This is a genomic window from Enterobacter cloacae complex sp. SYL001 (genome assembly GCF_049237025.1).
GTDB lineage: Bacteria > Pseudomonadota > Gammaproteobacteria > Enterobacterales > Enterobacteriaceae > Enterobacter > Enterobacter intestinihominis.
In genome coordinates, this window is record NZ_JBMKJI010000014.1 from 18,751 (window position 1) to 33,546 (window position 14,796).

Here is a 14,796-nt window from a genome sequence, read left to right on the forward strand (position 1 = left end):
TATAGCTAATATGGCGTGTATGTCATAAAGTTGAAGGCTTATTTTATTTAGCGGGAGTGTGCAGTGGCGACGTTATCCAGGCTTTTTATTCATCCGGTGAAATCCATGCGCGGTATCGGCGTGACGCACGCGCTGGCCGATATGAGCGGATTCGCCTTCGATCGTATTTTTATGATCACCGAGCCTGACGGTACGTTCATCACCGCACGTCAGTTCCCGCAGATGGTTCGCTTTACGCCTTCCCCGCTTCATGACGGATTGCATTTGACCGCGCCAGACGGTTCAAGCGTCGTGATCCGCTTTGCTGATTTTGCGCCGGTTGATGCGCCAACGGAAGTGTGGGGCAATCATTTTACCGCGCGTATCGCGCCGGATAACATTAACCAGTGGCTGAGCGGCTTTTTCTCACGTGACGTTCAGCTGCGCTGGGTTGGGCCTGCGCTGACTCGTCGCGTGAAACGCCACGACGCGGTTCCCCTCTCCTTTGCGGATGGTTTTCCCTTCCTGCTGACCAGCGAGGCCTCGCTGCGTGATTTACAAACCCGTTGCAAAGCCAGCGTGCAGATGGAGCAGTTTCGCCCGAATCTGGTGGTGACCGGAGCGGATGCCTGGGATGAAGATACGTGGAAAGTGATCCGCATCGGCAGCGTTATCTTTGATGTCGTGAAGCCGTGCAGCCGCTGTATTTTTACCACCGTAAGCCCGGAGAAAGGCCAGAAACACCCTTCCGGCGAACCGCTGAAAACCTTGCAGTCATTTCGTACCGCGCAGGATAACGGTGATGTCGACTTCGGCCAGAACCTGATCCCCCGCTCCAGCGGCGTAATCCGCGTGGGCGACGAGGTCGAAATTCTTACCCGCGGGCCTGCAAGAGTGTACGGCGCAGGCCAGGAAGAAGAAATGGTTGACGTTGTCACCAACGTCGCTTCCGCGGTGGATATTCACTGGGAAGGCAAAGTTATTCGTGGTAACAATCAGCAGGTGCTACTGGAACAGCTGGAGCAGGCGGGTATCCGCGTACCTTATTCCTGTCGCGCGGGGATTTGCGGATGCTGTCGCATTAAACTGGTCGATGGTGAAGTGAGTGCCCTGAAGAAATCTGCGATTGGCAGTGACGGCACGATCCTGTGCTGTAGCTGTGTACCGAAAACATCCGTACAGCTGGAAGCTTAAACCGCCTGTTCGAGGCTGAAGGAATCGACGCGCAGCTGAGGCTTCAGCCTGTCATTCATCACTTTGATGGCATCACCTAACTGCATGACTCGCCCGGCAATGGTCACGCCGGGTTGGGCCAGCAAACAGAGCGCAGCGTTTTCACCGGGTTCAACCACCAGCAAATTCACCTCTTCTTCGGTATCGCTCAGATTGACGCTGGCCGCATCGCCGATAGCCGGGGTCCAGCTCATACCGTGCGCGAGGAAATGCCAGCTTTTCGGCATTTGTGGTTTCAGGAAACGGATCGCCACCAGCGCATTTAGTACCAGTTCAGCGCGCTGTTCTTTGGAGAGATTGAAGTCGCGGCATTTTTCTTCAAAAGAGAAATAGAGTGCAGCGTCGTCAACGCAAAAGCCTGAGGGAGCAAACGCGTCTGGCGTTAACATTCGGCGCGCAAAACGAGAGCGAAACAACATGCCATTGGCTAAGTCAAGCATCATACGGTCATGCTCGTCACAAAAATACCAGCGCCAGTTATCGTCAGGTTTAATTAGCATGTTTCTCTCCCGTCCCCAAAACGTCCTGTACTAAAAATGTCCTGTTTGCCGCTTCGCTTATAACACTAGTAATAAAAGACTATAATGTCTAAATAAGCAACAATGACGGAATATAAAACAACCAGGGCTGGAAATAAAGCCCTGGTTGTCTGATTAAGAGAAAAGATTAGATATGCGTGACAATTTCTTTAATCAATGGCGGCCCTTTAAAAATAAAGCCGGAATAAATTTGCACCAGTGAAGCCCCTGCCGCCATCTTCTCACGTGCAGCGATGACGGAGTCAATGCCACCCACGCCAATAATCGGCAGCTGGCCTTTTAATTCCGCGGAGAGTGCGCGAATAATTTCGGTGCTTTTTAATTGTACCGGACGGCCACTTAATCCACCCGCTTCGTCACAGTTTTTCATTCCCTGGACGAGGGAGCGATCGAGCGTTGTATTGGTCGCAATCACACCATCAATATTATGGCGAACTAAACTGTCGGCAACCTGGATCAATTCCTCTGCCGAAAGATCCGGGGCGATCTTAACCGCGACCGGAACATATTTATGGTGGATCGCCTGTAGTGCCGTTTGTTTATTTTTAATGGCGCCAAGAAGATCGTCGAGCGCTTCGCCATATTGTAATGAACGCAGCCCTGGGGTGTTAGGCGAGGATATATTCACCGCGATATAACCGGCATAGGCATAGACTTTTTCCATACAAATCAGATAGTCATCTTTACCCTGCTCGACTGGCGTGTCTTTATTTTTGCCAATATTAATACCCAGCACACCATCAAAATGGGCTTTCTTAACGTTCTCAACCAGATGATCGACGCCAAGGTTATTAAAGCCCATGCGGTTGATCAGCCCCTCGGCTTCAACCAGGCGGAACAGACGTGGCTTGTCATTTCCCGGCTGCGGACGCGGCGTCACCGTCCCGATTTCGATCGAGCCAAAGCCCATCGCGCCGAGTGCATCAATGCATTCGCCATTTTTGTCCAGACCGGCCGCAAGGCCCAGTGGATTTTTGAACGTCAGGCCCATGCATTGGACAGGTTTTTCCGGCACGTTTTGACGCACCAGCGCGGCCAGAGGCGTTCCTGTAATACGACGTAACTGCTGAAATGTAAATTCATGAGCGCGCTCAGGATCGAGCTGGAAAAGGGCTTTACGAACGAAGGGGTAGTACATGAACTCTCCTGGATTCCCGGTGTGCAAACCGGGAGGGGATTATGTGCGATCCCGCCCGGAAAGGGAATTGACCTGTGGCAAAAAAGCCATGTAAAACGCAATCGTTTACTTATCGGTTCGCTTCTTATGCTTTTTTCTGCATTCATCCTGAGGATAAATCATTTAGTGGAATAACCACGCAATGTCACACTCCTGAAAATTGTTATGAATGTTAGATAAAAGCAAACAATTAGTTATAAGGAGCAACCATGCGCGTCATTACCCTAGCCGGAAGCCCCCGCTTCCCCTCTCGATCCAGCGCACTGCTGGAATACGCTCGCGAAAAGCTTAATGCTCTGGATGTCGAAGTGTGTCACTGGAATTTGCACAATTTCGCGCCTGAAGATCTGCTCTACGCCCGTTTCGACAGCCCGGCGCTGAAAACCCTGATCGAACAACTTAAGCGTGCTGACGGGTTGGTCGTCGCGACACCAATTTATAAAGCCTCTTTTTCCGGCGCACTGAAAACGCTGCTCGATCTGCTGCCCGAACGCGCGCTGGACGGTAAGGTCGTCCTGCCGCTGGCCACAGGCGGTACGGTAGCCCATTTACTGGCGGTGGATTATGCCCTCAAGCCGGTTCTGAACGCGCTGAAAGCGCAGGAGATCCTGCATGGCGTCTTCGCTGACGACTCACAGGTAATCGACTACCAGCATAAACCGCATTTCACGCCGAATCTGCAAACCCGCCTCGACAGCGCGCTTGAAACATTCTGGCACGCCCTTAATCGTCGGGATCGCCACGCGGCGGCATTTCATCAATCACAAGGAGTGGCGCATGTTTAAAACAGTTACCCGTATCGGGCTGGCAGGTCTGCTGGCAGTGGCATCGCTGGCTCAGGCGGCGGAGAAAACGCCGGAGAGCCTGCGTATCGGTTATCAGAAAGGCAGCGTCAGCATGGTGCTGGCGAAAAGCCATGCGTTGCTGGAGAAACGTTTCCCGCAGACCAAATTCTCATGGGTCGAGTTCCCTGCCGGACCGCAGATGCTGGAGGCGCTGAACGTCGGGAGTATTGATTTAGGCAGCACCGGCGATATCCCGCCGATCTTTGCCCAGGCGGCCGGGGCGGATCTGGTTTACGTTGGCGTTGAACCCGCCAAGCCGAAGGCAGAGGTTATTTTGGTGCCGGAAAACAGCGAGATCAAAAGCGTCGCCGATCTCAAAGGCCATAAGGTTGCTTTCCAGAAAGGTTCCAGCTCGCACAACCTGCTGCTGCGCGCGTTGCAGGAGGCCGGCCTTAAATTCACCGATATCCAGCCCGTTTACCTGACGCCTGCCGATGCGCGCGCGGCGTTTCAGCAAAAAAATGTTGATGCCTGGGCTATCTGGGATCCGTACTACTCCGCCGCACTGTTGCAGGGCGGTGTGCGGGTGCTGAAAGACGGCACCACCCTGAAACAAACCGGTTCGTTCTACCTGGCGGCACGTCCTTACGCTGAAAAAAATGGCGCATTTATTCAGCAGGTGCTGGATACCTTCTCTCAGGCCGATGCGCTGACCCAAAGCCAGCGTCAGCAGAGCATCACGCTACTGGCAAAAACCATGGGCCTGCCTGAACCGGTGATCGCCACCTATCTTGACCACCGTCCTCCCACCACCATAGCGCCGGTTGACGCCCACGTTGCCGCCCTCCAGCAGCAAACGGCAGACCTCTTTTATCAAAACCGCCTGGTTCCAAAGCAGGTGAATATTCGCGAACGCATCTGGCAACCCGCTGGCATTGAAGGAAAAAAATCATGAGTCTGAATCTTTTCTGGTTTTTACCCACCCACGGTGATGGACACTATCTTGGCACAGAAGAAGGCGCCCGCCCGGTCGATCACGGCTATCTACAGCAGATCGCCCAGGCGGCAGACCGCATCGGTTTTACCGGGGTGCTGATCCCGACGGGCCGTTCATGTGAGGACGCGTGGCTGGTTGCCGCGTCGATGATCCCCGTCACCCAGCGCCTGAAATTCCTGGTAGCCTTGCGCCCAAGCGTGGTGTCGCCCACCGTCGCGGCACGCCAGGCGGCAACGCTGGACAGGCTCTCCAACGGCCGCGCGCTGTTCAATCTGGTGACGGGCAGCGATCCGCAGGAGCTGGCGGGCGATGGCGTTTTTCTCGATCATACCGAGCGCTATGAAGCCTCCGCAGAGTTCACCCGCGTCTGGCGACGTCTGCTGGAAGGGGAAACCGTCACCTTCGAAGGAAAACATATCCACGTTCGCGATGCGCAACTCTACTTCCCGCCGGTACAGCAGCCGCGCCCTCCCCTTTATTTCGGCGGATCGTCGGACGTGGCGCAGGAGCTGGCGGCTGAGCAGGTCGATCTCTATCTGACCTGGGGCGAGCCACCGGAGCTGGTTAAAGAGAAAGTTGCTCAGGTACGCGCCAAAGCCGCAGAACATGGCCGTACGGTGCGCTTCGGCATTCGCCTGCACGTGATCGTACGCGAAACCAACGACGAGGCCTGGCAAGCCGCCGACCGTCTGATCGCTCATCTGGACGACGACACTATCGCCAAAGCACAGGCGGCGTTTGCCAAAACCGACTCCGTGGGCCAACACCGAATGGCCTCCCTGCACAACGGCAAGCGTGAAAATCTTGAGATCAGCCCGAACCTGTGGGCCGGGGTGGGTCTGGTGCGCGGCGGCGCCGGTACGGCGCTGGTCGGCGATGGTCCAACCGTAGCGGCACGCATTAATGAATACGCGGCGCTGGGGATCGACAGCTTTATCCTGTCTGGCTACCCGCATCTGGAGGAGGCCTACAAGGTGGGTGAACTGCTCTTCCCGCACCTGGATGTCGCTATCCCGGAGATTCCGCAGCCACGTCAGCTTCAGTTGCAGGGCGAAGCCGTGGCGAATGCGTTTATCCCGAGAAAAGTCGCGCAAAGTTAAGGAGCCACCATGTCTTCAACCGCACAAAAATGGCTGCTGCGCGCCGCACCGTGGTTTCTGCCCGTCGGAATTGTCCTCGTCTGGCAACTGGCGTCTTCAACTGGCTGGCTGTCGAGCCGTATTTTGCCCTCTCCGGAGGGCGTTGTGGAAGCGTTCTGGTCGCTAAGCGCCAGCGGTGAGCTGTGGCAACATCTTGCCATCAGCTCCTGGCGCGCGGTAATCGGCTTTTCGATTGGCGGGAGCATCGGCCTGACGCTGGGGCTGATCAGCGGCCTGTCCCGCTGGGGTGAGCGGCTGCTGGATACCTCCGTTCAAATGCTGCGTAACGTGCCGCATCTGGCGCTTATTCCGCTGGTTATCCTGTGGTTTGGCATTGATGAGAGCGCCAAAATTTTCCTCGTGGCGCTGGGAACATTATTCCCGATTTATATCAATACCTGGCATGGGATCCGCAATATCGATCGCGGTCTGGTTGAGATGGCCCGCAGCTATGGCCTGTCAGGTTTTGCCCTGTTTACCCATGTGATCCTGCCGGGCGCCCTGCCCTCCATTATGGTTGGGGTGCGTTTTGCGCTCGGCCTGATGTGGCTAACCCTGATTGTGGCGGAAACCATTTCGGCCAACTCCGGCATTGGTTATCTGGCGATGAACGCCCGCGAGTTCCTGCAAACGGACGTGGTGGTGGTTGCCATTATCCTTTATGCCCTGCTCGGCAAACTTGCGGACGTCAGCGCCCAGTGGCTGGAACGTAGCTGGCTGCGCTGGAACCCGGCCTACACCGCTCAGGAGGCGAAAGCATGAATACTGCACGACTGAACCAGGGAACACCGTTACTGCTGAACGGCGTGACCAAACGCTACGGCGACAACACCATTCTGAATGCACTGGATCTGCATATTCCTGCCGGACAGTTTGTGGCCGTTGTTGGCCGCAGCGGTGGCGGCAAGAGTACCCTGCTGCGTCTTTTAGCCGGGCTGGAGGCGCCAAACAGTGGTGACATTCTGGCAGGCACCACGCCGCTGTCCACGATTCAGGATGATACGCGCATGATGTTTCAGGACGCGCGTCTGCTGCCGTGGAAAACGGTGATGGATAACGTCGGGCTGGGCCTGAAGGGCAGCTGGCGGGAGGACGCCCGGCAGGCACTCGCCGCCGTCGGGCTGGAGAATCGTGCGGGAGAGTGGCCTGCGGCCCTGTCGGGTGGACAAAAGCAGCGCGTGGCCCTGGCACGCGCGCTGATTCATCGTCCCGGTCTGCTGCTGCTGGATGAACCGCTCGGCGCGCTTGATGCCCTGACGCGGATCGAGATGCAGGATCTGATTGAAACCCTCTGGCAGACGCACGGCTTTACGGTGCTGCTGGTGACGCATGACGTAAGCGAAGCTGTGGCAATGGCAGACAGGGTGCTGTTAATAGAAGAGGGTAAAATTGGTCTGGATCTGACGGTGGATATTCCACGTCCTCGCCGGGTGGGATCGGCCAGACTGGCGGAGCTGGAGGCGGAAGTGCTGGATAGAGTGATGAAACGTGGAGAAGCGGAGATTCAGCGGATAAAGGCTAATGCCTGATGCCCTCACCCCGGCCCTCTTCAACAGGGAGCACGGCGCAAGGGCAAATCGTAGGCCCGGTAAGCGAAGCGCCACCGGGCTTTTTTACATCAGGCCAGCGCCTTTGTAATCTTCTCGTACAGATCGCCAGACAAATTTTCCAGCCCTTTCAGCTGCTCAAGTGCGGCACGCATTTTCGCCTGACGCTGCGCATCGTAGCGTTTCAGGCGGATCAGCGGCTCAATCAGACGAGACGCCACCTGCGGGTTACGGCTGTTCAGCTCGGTCAGCATTTCAACCATGAACTGATATCCGCTGCCGTCTTCGGCGTGGAACGCGGCCGGGTTGCTGCTGGCAAACGCGCCAATCAGCGAGCGGACGCGGTTCGGGTTGCTCATGGTGAACGAACGGTGCTTCAGCAGGCTGCGTACGTTGCTGAGCGCATCGGCTGCCGGGCTGGTGGCCTGAAGAATGAACCACTTGTCCATTACCAGACCATCCTGATGCCACCTGTCGTCGTACTCCTGCATCAGCGCATCGCGGCACGGCAGCTCGGCGGCAACGCTTGCGGCCAGCGCAGCCAGCGCATCCGTCATGTTATCGGCCTCATGGTACTGCTTGCTGACCAGCGTGTTCGCCAGCTCTGCCTCACCAAACGCCAGATAGCGCAGGCAGGTATTGCGCAGGGAACGTTTACCGATATCCGCATGTTCCACCCGATACGCGTCCAGCTTGTTGGCGTTGTAAATTGCGAGGAATTCATCTGCCAGTTCGGTCGCCAGCGTGCGGGCCAGCGCTTCACGCACGGCGACGATCGCAATGGGGTCGATGATGTCAAACAGCTCGGCGATTTCAGTCGCAGACGGCAGCGTCAAAATTTCAGCCGCCAGCGCCGGGTCAATATTCTCATCCAGCAGGATGGCACGGAACGCGTCTGCCACATGAACCGGCAGCGTCAGCGGCTGGCCCTGCTGGTAACGGTTGACGTTCAGCTTGATGTAGGTCGCCAGCAGGCTTTGTGCCGCATCCCAGCGCGAGAAATCGTTGCGCGCGTGACGCATCAGGAACGTCAGCTGCTGATCGCTCCACTTGTATTCGAGTTTCACCGGCGCGGAGAACTCGCACAGCAGGGCAGGAACAGGCTGGAAATAGACGTTATCGAAAATAAAGGTCTGCTCTGCCTGGGTCACGTTCAGCACGTTATGCACCAGGTGACCGCCCTTCTGTAACGGGATCACGTTGCCTTCGTTGTCGTACAGCTCAACGCTGAACGGAATGTGCAGCGGATGTTTCTCTTCCTGCTCCGCCGTTGGCGGTGTGCGCTGGCTGATGGTCAGCGTGTACTGCTCAGTTTCCGGGTTGTAGTCGTCTTTGACCGTCACAATCGGCGTACCGGCCTGGCTGTACCAGCGGCGGAAATGAGACAGATCCACGTTAGAGGCATCTTCCATCGCCTGGACGAAATCGTCGCAGGTGGCCGCACTGCCGTCATGACGCTCGAAGTAAAGCTGCATCCCTTTCTGGAAATTCGCTTCGCCCAGCAGGGTGTGGATCATGCGGATAATTTCAGCGCCTTTTTCGTACACCGTCAGGGTGTAGAAGTTATTCATCTCAATGACTTTATCCGGGCGGATCGGATGGGCCATTGGGCTGGCATCTTCTGCAAATTGCAGACCACGCATGGTGCGCACGTTGTTGATGCGGTTTACCGCCCGCGATCCCAGATCGGAGCTGAACTCCTGATCGCGGAAGACGGTTAAGCCCTCTTTCAGGCTCAGCTGGAACCAGTCGCGGCAGGTGACGCGGTTCCCGGTCCAGTTATGGAAATATTCGTGGCCGATAACGCGTTCGATATCGAGGTAATCTTTATCCGTTGCGGTATCGGTACGCGCCAGCACGTATTTGGAGTTGAAGATGTTAAGACCTTTATTCTCCATCGCGCCCATATTGAAGAAATCGACAGCAACGATCATATAGATGTCGAGGTCATATTCGAGGCCAAAGCGCGTTTCATCCCACTTCATGGAGTTGATGAGGGAAGTCATGGCCCACGGGGCGCGGTCAAGGTTGCCACGGTCCACGAACAGCTCCAGCGCGACTTCACGGCCAGAGCGCGTTTTAAAGGTGTCGCGCAGAACATCGAAATCGCCCGCCACCAGCGCAAACAGATAGCATGGTTTAGGGAACGGATCCTGCCACTGTACCCAGTGACGGCCATTCTCCAGTTCCCCTTCACCAATCCGGTTGCCGTTGGAAAGCAGGTACGGGTACAGCGTTTTGTCGGCAATAATTTTGGTGGTAAAGCGCGCCAGGACGTCCGGGCGATCCAGATACCAGGTAATGTGGCGGAACCCTTCGGCTTCACATTGGGTGCACAGGGCTACGCCTGACTGGTAAAGCCCTTCCAGCGCGGTATTGGCGGCAGGGCTGATTTCATTCACGATGCGCAGGGTAAAGCGTTCCGGCAGGTTGTCGATGACCAGCTGGTTGCCTTCTTCTTTATAGTCTGACCAGGCTTCATCATTAATATGCAGGGAAACCAGCGTCAGGTCTTCACCATCCAGACGCAGCGGCACGGCTGTCGCGCTCTGGCGCGTCACCTGGCTTACCGCCGTCACGACGGTTTTTGTGGCATCCAGGTCGAAGGTCAGATCGATATCGCTTATCAGGTAATCCGGCGCACGGTAGTCGTGGCGGTATTTAGCTTGTGGCTGTTGTGTCATAGAAAACCTTATGCATCGTTTGTCGAGTAACGATTCAATATATTCCGGTTGTGTAAAACGCGCTATGCAGAATGTTCATCTTTTCAGGCACAACGCCGTTTTTGCTACATTTTTATAACACGGGGCACGAAATGCGCTCGACCATAAAGTGTGCTTATGTTGTGATCGGGGTTCAATAAATCACTAAACAGGGTATACTCCGGAGTTGTTTATTGTACTAAACGCTCCCGTGAGAGGATGCTACAGCGCACCTATGACTCAATTCGCTTCTCCGGTTCTGCATACGTTGCTGGATACCGACGCGTACAAGCTGCATATGCAGCAAGCCGTGTTTCACCACTATCATGATGTTCATGTTGCGGCGGAATTTCGCTGCCGGGGTGACGACTTGCTGGGTATCTACGCAGATTCCATTCGTGAAAAGGTCGATGCCATGCAGCATCTGGCGCTCACCGATGACGAATATCAGTGGCTTTCAGGCCTGCCTTTCTTTAAAGCGGACTATCTGAACTGGCTGCGTGAGTTCCGCTATAAGCCGGAACAGGTCACCGTCACCAATGATAACGGCAAGCTGGACATTCGTCTGACCGGCCCGTGGCGCGAAGTGATCATGTGGGAAGTGCCGCTTCTGGCCGTGATCAGCGAGCTGGCCCACCGTTATCGCTCCCCTGAAACCGGTGTAACGCAGGCGGTTGCCGCTCTGGAGAATAAACTCGTTGAGTTTTCCAGACTGACAGAAGGGCTGGATATGTCCCGCTTCCGTCTGATGGACTTTGGCACGCGCCGCCGCTTCTCTCGCGAGGTTCAGGAAGCCATTGTCAGACGTCTGCAACAGGAGCCGTGGTTCGTTGGCACCAGTAACTACGATCTGGCGCGTCGCCTTGATTTAACGCCGATGGGTACCCAGGCGCACGAATGGTTCCAGGCGCACCAGCAGATCAGCCCTGACCTTGCCAACAGCCAGCGCGCCGCCCTCGCCGCGTGGCTTGAGGAGTACCCGGATCGGCTGGGTATTGCCCTTACCGACTGCATTACCATGGACGCGTTCCTGCGCGACTTTGGCCCTGAGTTTGCCGAACGCTACCAGGGGTTGCGCCATGATTCCGGGGACCCGGTTGAATGGGGTGAGAAAGCCATCGCGCATTACGAAAAACTGGGTATCGATCCCATGAGTAAGGTGCTGGTCTTCTCCGATAACCTTGACCTGGCGAAAGCCGTCGACCTTTATCGCCACTTCTCATCGCGGGTGAACCTGAGTTTCGGAATTGGTACGCGCTTAACCTGTGATATCCCCCAGGTGAAACCGCTGAACATCGTCATAAAGCTAGTGGAATGTAACGGTAAGCCGGTCGCGAAGCTCTCCGACAGCCCGGGCAAAACCATCTGCCATGACAAAGCGTTTGTCCGCGCATTACGTAAAGCCTTCGATCTGCCTCAGGTTAAAAAAGCCAGTTAACGGCTTCGGGGGAGCCTTCATGGCTCCCCTTCTCTTATTAATTTCTTATTTCTTCTCTTAAGACGGTGAAATTTACTTGTCTGATAGCGGATGGCAGGTAACATAGATATCCCCCCTATAAGGGCGGACAAGTGTTTATTTTTTCCGACTATTAACAGAGAGAATATTATGAGCGTTGTGCCTGTAGCCGACGTACTCCAGGGCCGTGTCGCCGTTGACCAGGAGGTCACCGTGCGCGGATGGGTGCGTACTCGCCGAGATTCTAAAGCTGGCATCTCCTTCCTCGCCGTCTATGACGGTTCCTGCTTTGATCCTGTACAGGCCGTCATTAATAATTCTCTGCCCAATTACAATGATGACGTTCTGCACCTGACAACCGGCTGTTCCGTGATCGTCACCGGTGTTGTGGTGGCCTCTCCGGGCCAGGGTCAGAGCTACGAAATTCAGGCGACCTCGGTGGAAGTGACCGGCTGGGTTGAAGATCCGGACACCTATCCGATGGCTGCAAAGCGTCACAGCATCGAATATCTGCGTGAAGTTGCGCACCTGCGTCCGCGCACCAACCTGATTGGTGCAGTGGCGCGCGTGCGTCATACGCTGGCGCAGGCGCTGCATCGCTTCTTTGACGAGCAGGGTTACTTCTGGGTGTCTACTCCGCTGATCACGGCATCCGATACCGAAGGCGCAGGTGAAATGTTCCGCGTTTCAACGCTGGATATGGAAAACCTGCCACGTACGCCGGAAGGAAAAGTCGATTACGACAAAGACTTCTTTGGTAAAGAAGCCTTCCTGACGGTTTCCGGCCAGCTCAACGGCGAAACCTACGCCTGTGCGCTGTCTAAGATCTACACCTTCGGCCCAACCTTCCGTGCGGAAAACTCTAACACCAGCCGTCACCTGGCGGAATTCTGGATGCTGGAGCCGGAAGTCGCCTTTGCCGATCTGAATGACGTGGCTGGCCTGGCAGAAGCGATGCTGAAATACGTGTTCAAAGCCGTTCTCGAAGAACGCGCAGACGACATGAAATTCTTCGCTGAGCGTGTCGATAACGACGCCATCTCCCGTCTTGAGCGCTTCGTCTCCGCAGACTTCGCGCAGGTGGATTACACCGACGCGGTCGCTATCCTGGAAAAATGCGGTGAGAAATTCGAAAACCCGGTTTACTGGGGCGTGGATCTCTCCTCCGAGCATGAACGTTATCTGGCAGAGAAGCACTTCAAAGCACCGGTTGTGGTGAAAAACTATCCGAAAGACATTAAGGCGTTCTATATGCGCCTTAACGAAGATGGTAAAACCGTTGCCGCGATGGATGTTCTGGCGCCGGGCATCGGTGAGATCATCGGTGGCTCCCAGCGTGAAGAGCGCCTGGATGTGCTGGACGCGCGTATGCAGGAGATGGGCCTGAACCCGGCGGACTACAGCTGGTATCGCGATCTCCGTCGCTACGGCACCGTTCCGCACTCTGGCTTTGGCCTGGGCTTCGAACGTCTGATTGCTTACGTAACAGGTGTTCAGAACGTACGTGATGTGATTCCGTTCCCACGCACACCGCGTAACGCAAGTTTCTAACCGACCAAATCATTAATGGCCAGCAAATGCTGGCCATTATTTTATCCTGCAATGTCAGTTTTCGTCAGTCAAAAGTAAGCGTCTATAAACCACAACCCCGCAATTCCCTCTACCTGTTACGTTTTGTTTCCACGAAATATCCTTAGACAAAAAAAATAACCCTATTCTTATTGCGCTTAATACAATCCTTACGCAATAGCACAAAAAACAACCACTTTCACAGCCATCTGGATGGCTTTTGTCGATTATAAGAAAAAATGAGCCGTTTAACTTCTGTTTATACGAAAGGCCTTTAGCTAAATTAAACATAAGGAAATCATATATATAAGAATAAAGTGGAGGTTTAATTCACCAGAACGCGCTGAAGTTTGAGGTGCTTCACAAAGTTCCCAAAAATACATATTTAGTTACACATATTTTCTTTTGGTAACTGAATCTTGAAGATTGTAGCACTTTCAGTGTAGCGAAACGGTTCTATGAATGGAAAGATGCCTGTCAGACACATAAAGACACCTAACTCTCATCAATAGTTCCGGAAATATTTATTGACAGAATTTATTGACGGCAGTGGCGAGTGTCATAAAAAAACCAATGAGGGTAATAAATAATGATGAAGCGCAATATCCTGGCAGTGGTAGTCCCTGCCCTGCTGGTAGCCGGTGCAGCAAACGCTGCTGAAATCTATAACAAAGACGGCAACAAATTAGATCTTTACGGGAAAGCAGTTGGCCTGCATTACTTCTCTGATTACGCGGGCAACGATGGCGACAACACTTACGCGCGTCTGGGCTTCAAAGGTGAAACTCAGATCAACGATCAGCTGACTGGCTACGGTCAGTGGGAATACAATTTCCAGGGTAACAACTCTGAAGGCGGCGATGCGCAGAACGGCAACAAAACCCGTCTGGCATTCGCAGGTCTGAAATTTGGTGACGCAGGCTCCTTCGACTACGGTCGTAACTACGGTCTGGTCTATGACGCAATCGGCATCACCGATATGCTGCCTGAGTTCGGCGGCGACACCGGCGCGAGCGATAACTTCTTCGCAGGCCGTACGGGTGGTCTGGCGACTTACCGTAACAGCAACTTCTTCGGCCTGGTTGACGGTCTGAACTTTGGTGTTCAGTACCTGGGCAAAAATGAACGTGATGACGCGGTACGTTCCAACGGCGACGGCTGGGCGACCTCTCTGAGCTATGACTACGAAGGCTTCGGCATTGTCGGTGCTTATGGCGCCGCTGACCGTACCAACAACCAGCAGACTCTGGAATGGGGTGAAGGCGACAAAGCTGAACAGTGGGCAACCGGCCTGAAATACGACGCGAACAACATCTACCTGGCAGCCATTTATGGCGAAATGCGTAACGCAGCGCGCCTGGGCAGCCGTGGTTTCGCTAACAAGTCTCAGGACTTCTCTGTTGTCGCTCAGTACCAGTTCGATTTCGGCCTGCGTCCATCCATCGCTTACTACAAATCTAAAGCGAAAGACGTAGAAGGTATCGGTGACGAAGACTACATCAACTACGTTGATATCGGTGCGACCTACTACTTCAACAAAAACATGTCTACCTATGTTGACTATCAGATCAACCAGCTGAAAGACGACAACAAGCTGGGCATCAACAACGACGACATCGTGGCTCTGGGTCTGGTTTACCAGTTCTAATCAGCACACCTCGTTGCTATATGCT

General features: G+C 54.7%; 12 protein-coding genes. 9 read left to right on the forward strand and 3 right to left on the reverse strand.

Going from position 1 to position 14,796, the window contains the following annotated elements; genetic code table 11:
* Positions 1-63 precede the first annotated feature (63 nt).
* A complete protein-coding gene (locus tag ACOTZP_RS13990; RefSeq protein ID WP_032624523.1) occupies positions 64-1,173 on the forward strand; it encodes a YcbX family protein in 1,110 nt (369 codons plus the stop codon).
* Here the strand turns inward: ACOTZP_RS13990 and zapC are convergent.
* The gene (gene zapC / locus ACOTZP_RS13995) at positions 1,170-1,712 is read right to left on the reverse strand and encodes a cell division protein ZapC (protein WP_271075169.1); all 543 of its coding nucleotides are present in this window, start codon (positions 1,710-1,712) and stop codon (positions 1,170-1,172) included. The genes ACOTZP_RS13990 and zapC overlap by 4 nt on opposite strands.
* Before the next feature lie 166 nt (positions 1,713-1,878).
* Positions 1,879-2,889, reverse strand: coding sequence for a quinone-dependent dihydroorotate dehydrogenase (gene pyrD / locus ACOTZP_RS14000; protein ID WP_023299739.1), 1,011 nt, complete (start codon positions 2,887-2,889; stop codon positions 1,879-1,881).
* Positions 2,890-3,137: 248 nt separating this feature from the next.
* On the opposite strand from pyrD, the gene ssuE reads away from it, so the two are divergent.
* From ssuE to ssuB, 5 genes are read left to right on the forward strand one after another with little or no spacing between them, the layout of a single operon-like run.
* Positions 3,138-3,713, forward strand: coding sequence for an NADPH-dependent FMN reductase (gene ssuE / locus ACOTZP_RS14005; protein WP_022647647.1), 576 nt, complete (start codon positions 3,138-3,140; stop codon positions 3,711-3,713).
* The gene (locus tag ACOTZP_RS14010) at positions 3,706-4,668 is read left to right on the forward strand and encodes a sulfonate ABC transporter substrate-binding protein (protein ID WP_022647646.1); all 963 of its coding nucleotides are present in this window, start codon (positions 3,706-3,708) and stop codon (positions 4,666-4,668) included. The genes ssuE and ACOTZP_RS14010 overlap by 8 nt, the downstream gene beginning before the upstream one ends.
* Complete coding sequence (ssuD, locus tag ACOTZP_RS14015) at positions 4,665-5,810, forward strand: FMNH2-dependent alkanesulfonate monooxygenase (protein WP_038415787.1); 1,146 nt, start codon at positions 4,665-4,667, stop codon at positions 5,808-5,810. The genes ACOTZP_RS14010 and ssuD overlap by 4 nt, the downstream gene beginning before the upstream one ends.
* Before the next feature lie 9 nt (positions 5,811-5,819).
* On the forward strand, positions 5,820-6,611 hold the full coding sequence (gene ssuC, locus ACOTZP_RS14020) for an aliphatic sulfonate ABC transporter permease SsuC (protein WP_023299738.1): 792 nt from the start codon (positions 5,820-5,822) through the stop codon (positions 6,609-6,611).
* Positions 6,608-7,378, forward strand: a complete 771-nt coding sequence (gene ssuB / locus ACOTZP_RS14025; RefSeq protein WP_022647644.1) for an aliphatic sulfonates ABC transporter ATP-binding protein — start codon at positions 6,608-6,610, stop codon at positions 7,376-7,378. Before ssuC ends, ssuB begins: the two co-directional genes overlap by 4 nt.
* A gap of 89 nt (positions 7,379-7,467) precedes the next feature.
* Here ssuB and pepN read toward each other — a convergent pair whose 3' ends face one another.
* On the reverse strand, positions 7,468-10,080 hold the full coding sequence (pepN, locus tag ACOTZP_RS14030; protein ID WP_271075168.1) for an aminopeptidase N: 2,613 nt from the start codon (positions 10,078-10,080) through the stop codon (positions 7,468-7,470).
* Between the two features lie 253 nt (positions 10,081-10,333).
* Here pepN and pncB point away from each other — a divergent pair, with 253 nt between their 5' ends.
* From pncB to ompF, 3 genes are all read left to right on the forward strand, one after another.
* Positions 10,334-11,536: a nicotinate phosphoribosyltransferase gene (gene pncB, locus ACOTZP_RS14035; protein WP_421633738.1), complete on the forward strand. Its 1,203-nt coding sequence runs from the start codon at positions 10,334-10,336 to the stop codon at positions 11,534-11,536.
* A 168-nt stretch (positions 11,537-11,704) separates the two neighbouring features.
* Positions 11,705-13,105, forward strand: a complete 1,401-nt coding sequence (gene asnS / locus ACOTZP_RS14040) for an asparagine--tRNA ligase (protein ID WP_271075167.1) — start codon at positions 11,705-11,707, stop codon at positions 13,103-13,105.
* A gap of 607 nt (positions 13,106-13,712) precedes the next feature.
* A complete protein-coding gene (ompF, locus tag ACOTZP_RS14045; RefSeq protein WP_022647640.1) occupies positions 13,713-14,771 on the forward strand; it encodes a porin OmpF in 1,059 nt (352 codons plus the stop codon).
* The last annotated feature ends 25 nt before the right edge of the window (positions 14,772-14,796 follow it).

Bases quoted from the DNA above. Each gene is read 5' to 3' on its own strand.
- zapC (WP_271075169.1), bottom strand. From the start codon at position 1,712: ATGCTAATTAAACCTGACGATAACTGGCGCTGGTATTTTTGTGACGAG.
- pyrD (WP_023299739.1), bottom strand. From the start codon at position 2,889: ATGTACTACCCCTTCGTTCGTAAAGCCCTTTTCCAGCTCGATCCTGAG.
- ssuE (WP_022647647.1), top strand. From the start codon at position 3,138: ATGCGCGTCATTACCCTAGCCGGAAGCCCCCGCTTCCCCTCTCGATCC.
- ACOTZP_RS14010 (WP_022647646.1), top strand. From the start codon at position 3,706: ATGTTTAAAACAGTTACCCGTATCGGGCTGGCAGGTCTGCTGGCAGTG.
- ssuD (WP_038415787.1), top strand. From the start codon at position 4,665: ATGAGTCTGAATCTTTTCTGGTTTTTACCCACCCACGGTGATGGACAC.
- ssuC (WP_023299738.1), top strand. From the start codon at position 5,820: ATGTCTTCAACCGCACAAAAATGGCTGCTGCGCGCCGCACCGTGGTTT.
- ssuB (WP_022647644.1), top strand. From the start codon at position 6,608: ATGAATACTGCACGACTGAACCAGGGAACACCGTTACTGCTGAACGGC.
- pepN (WP_271075168.1), bottom strand. From the start codon at position 10,080: ATGACACAACAGCCACAAGCTAAATACCGCCACGACTACCGTGCGCCG.
- pncB (WP_421633738.1), top strand. From the start codon at position 10,334: ATGACTCAATTCGCTTCTCCGGTTCTGCATACGTTGCTGGATACCGAC.
- asnS (WP_271075167.1), top strand. From the start codon at position 11,705: ATGAGCGTTGTGCCTGTAGCCGACGTACTCCAGGGCCGTGTCGCCGTT.
- ompF (WP_022647640.1), top strand. From the start codon at position 13,713: ATGATGAAGCGCAATATCCTGGCAGTGGTAGTCCCTGCCCTGCTGGTA.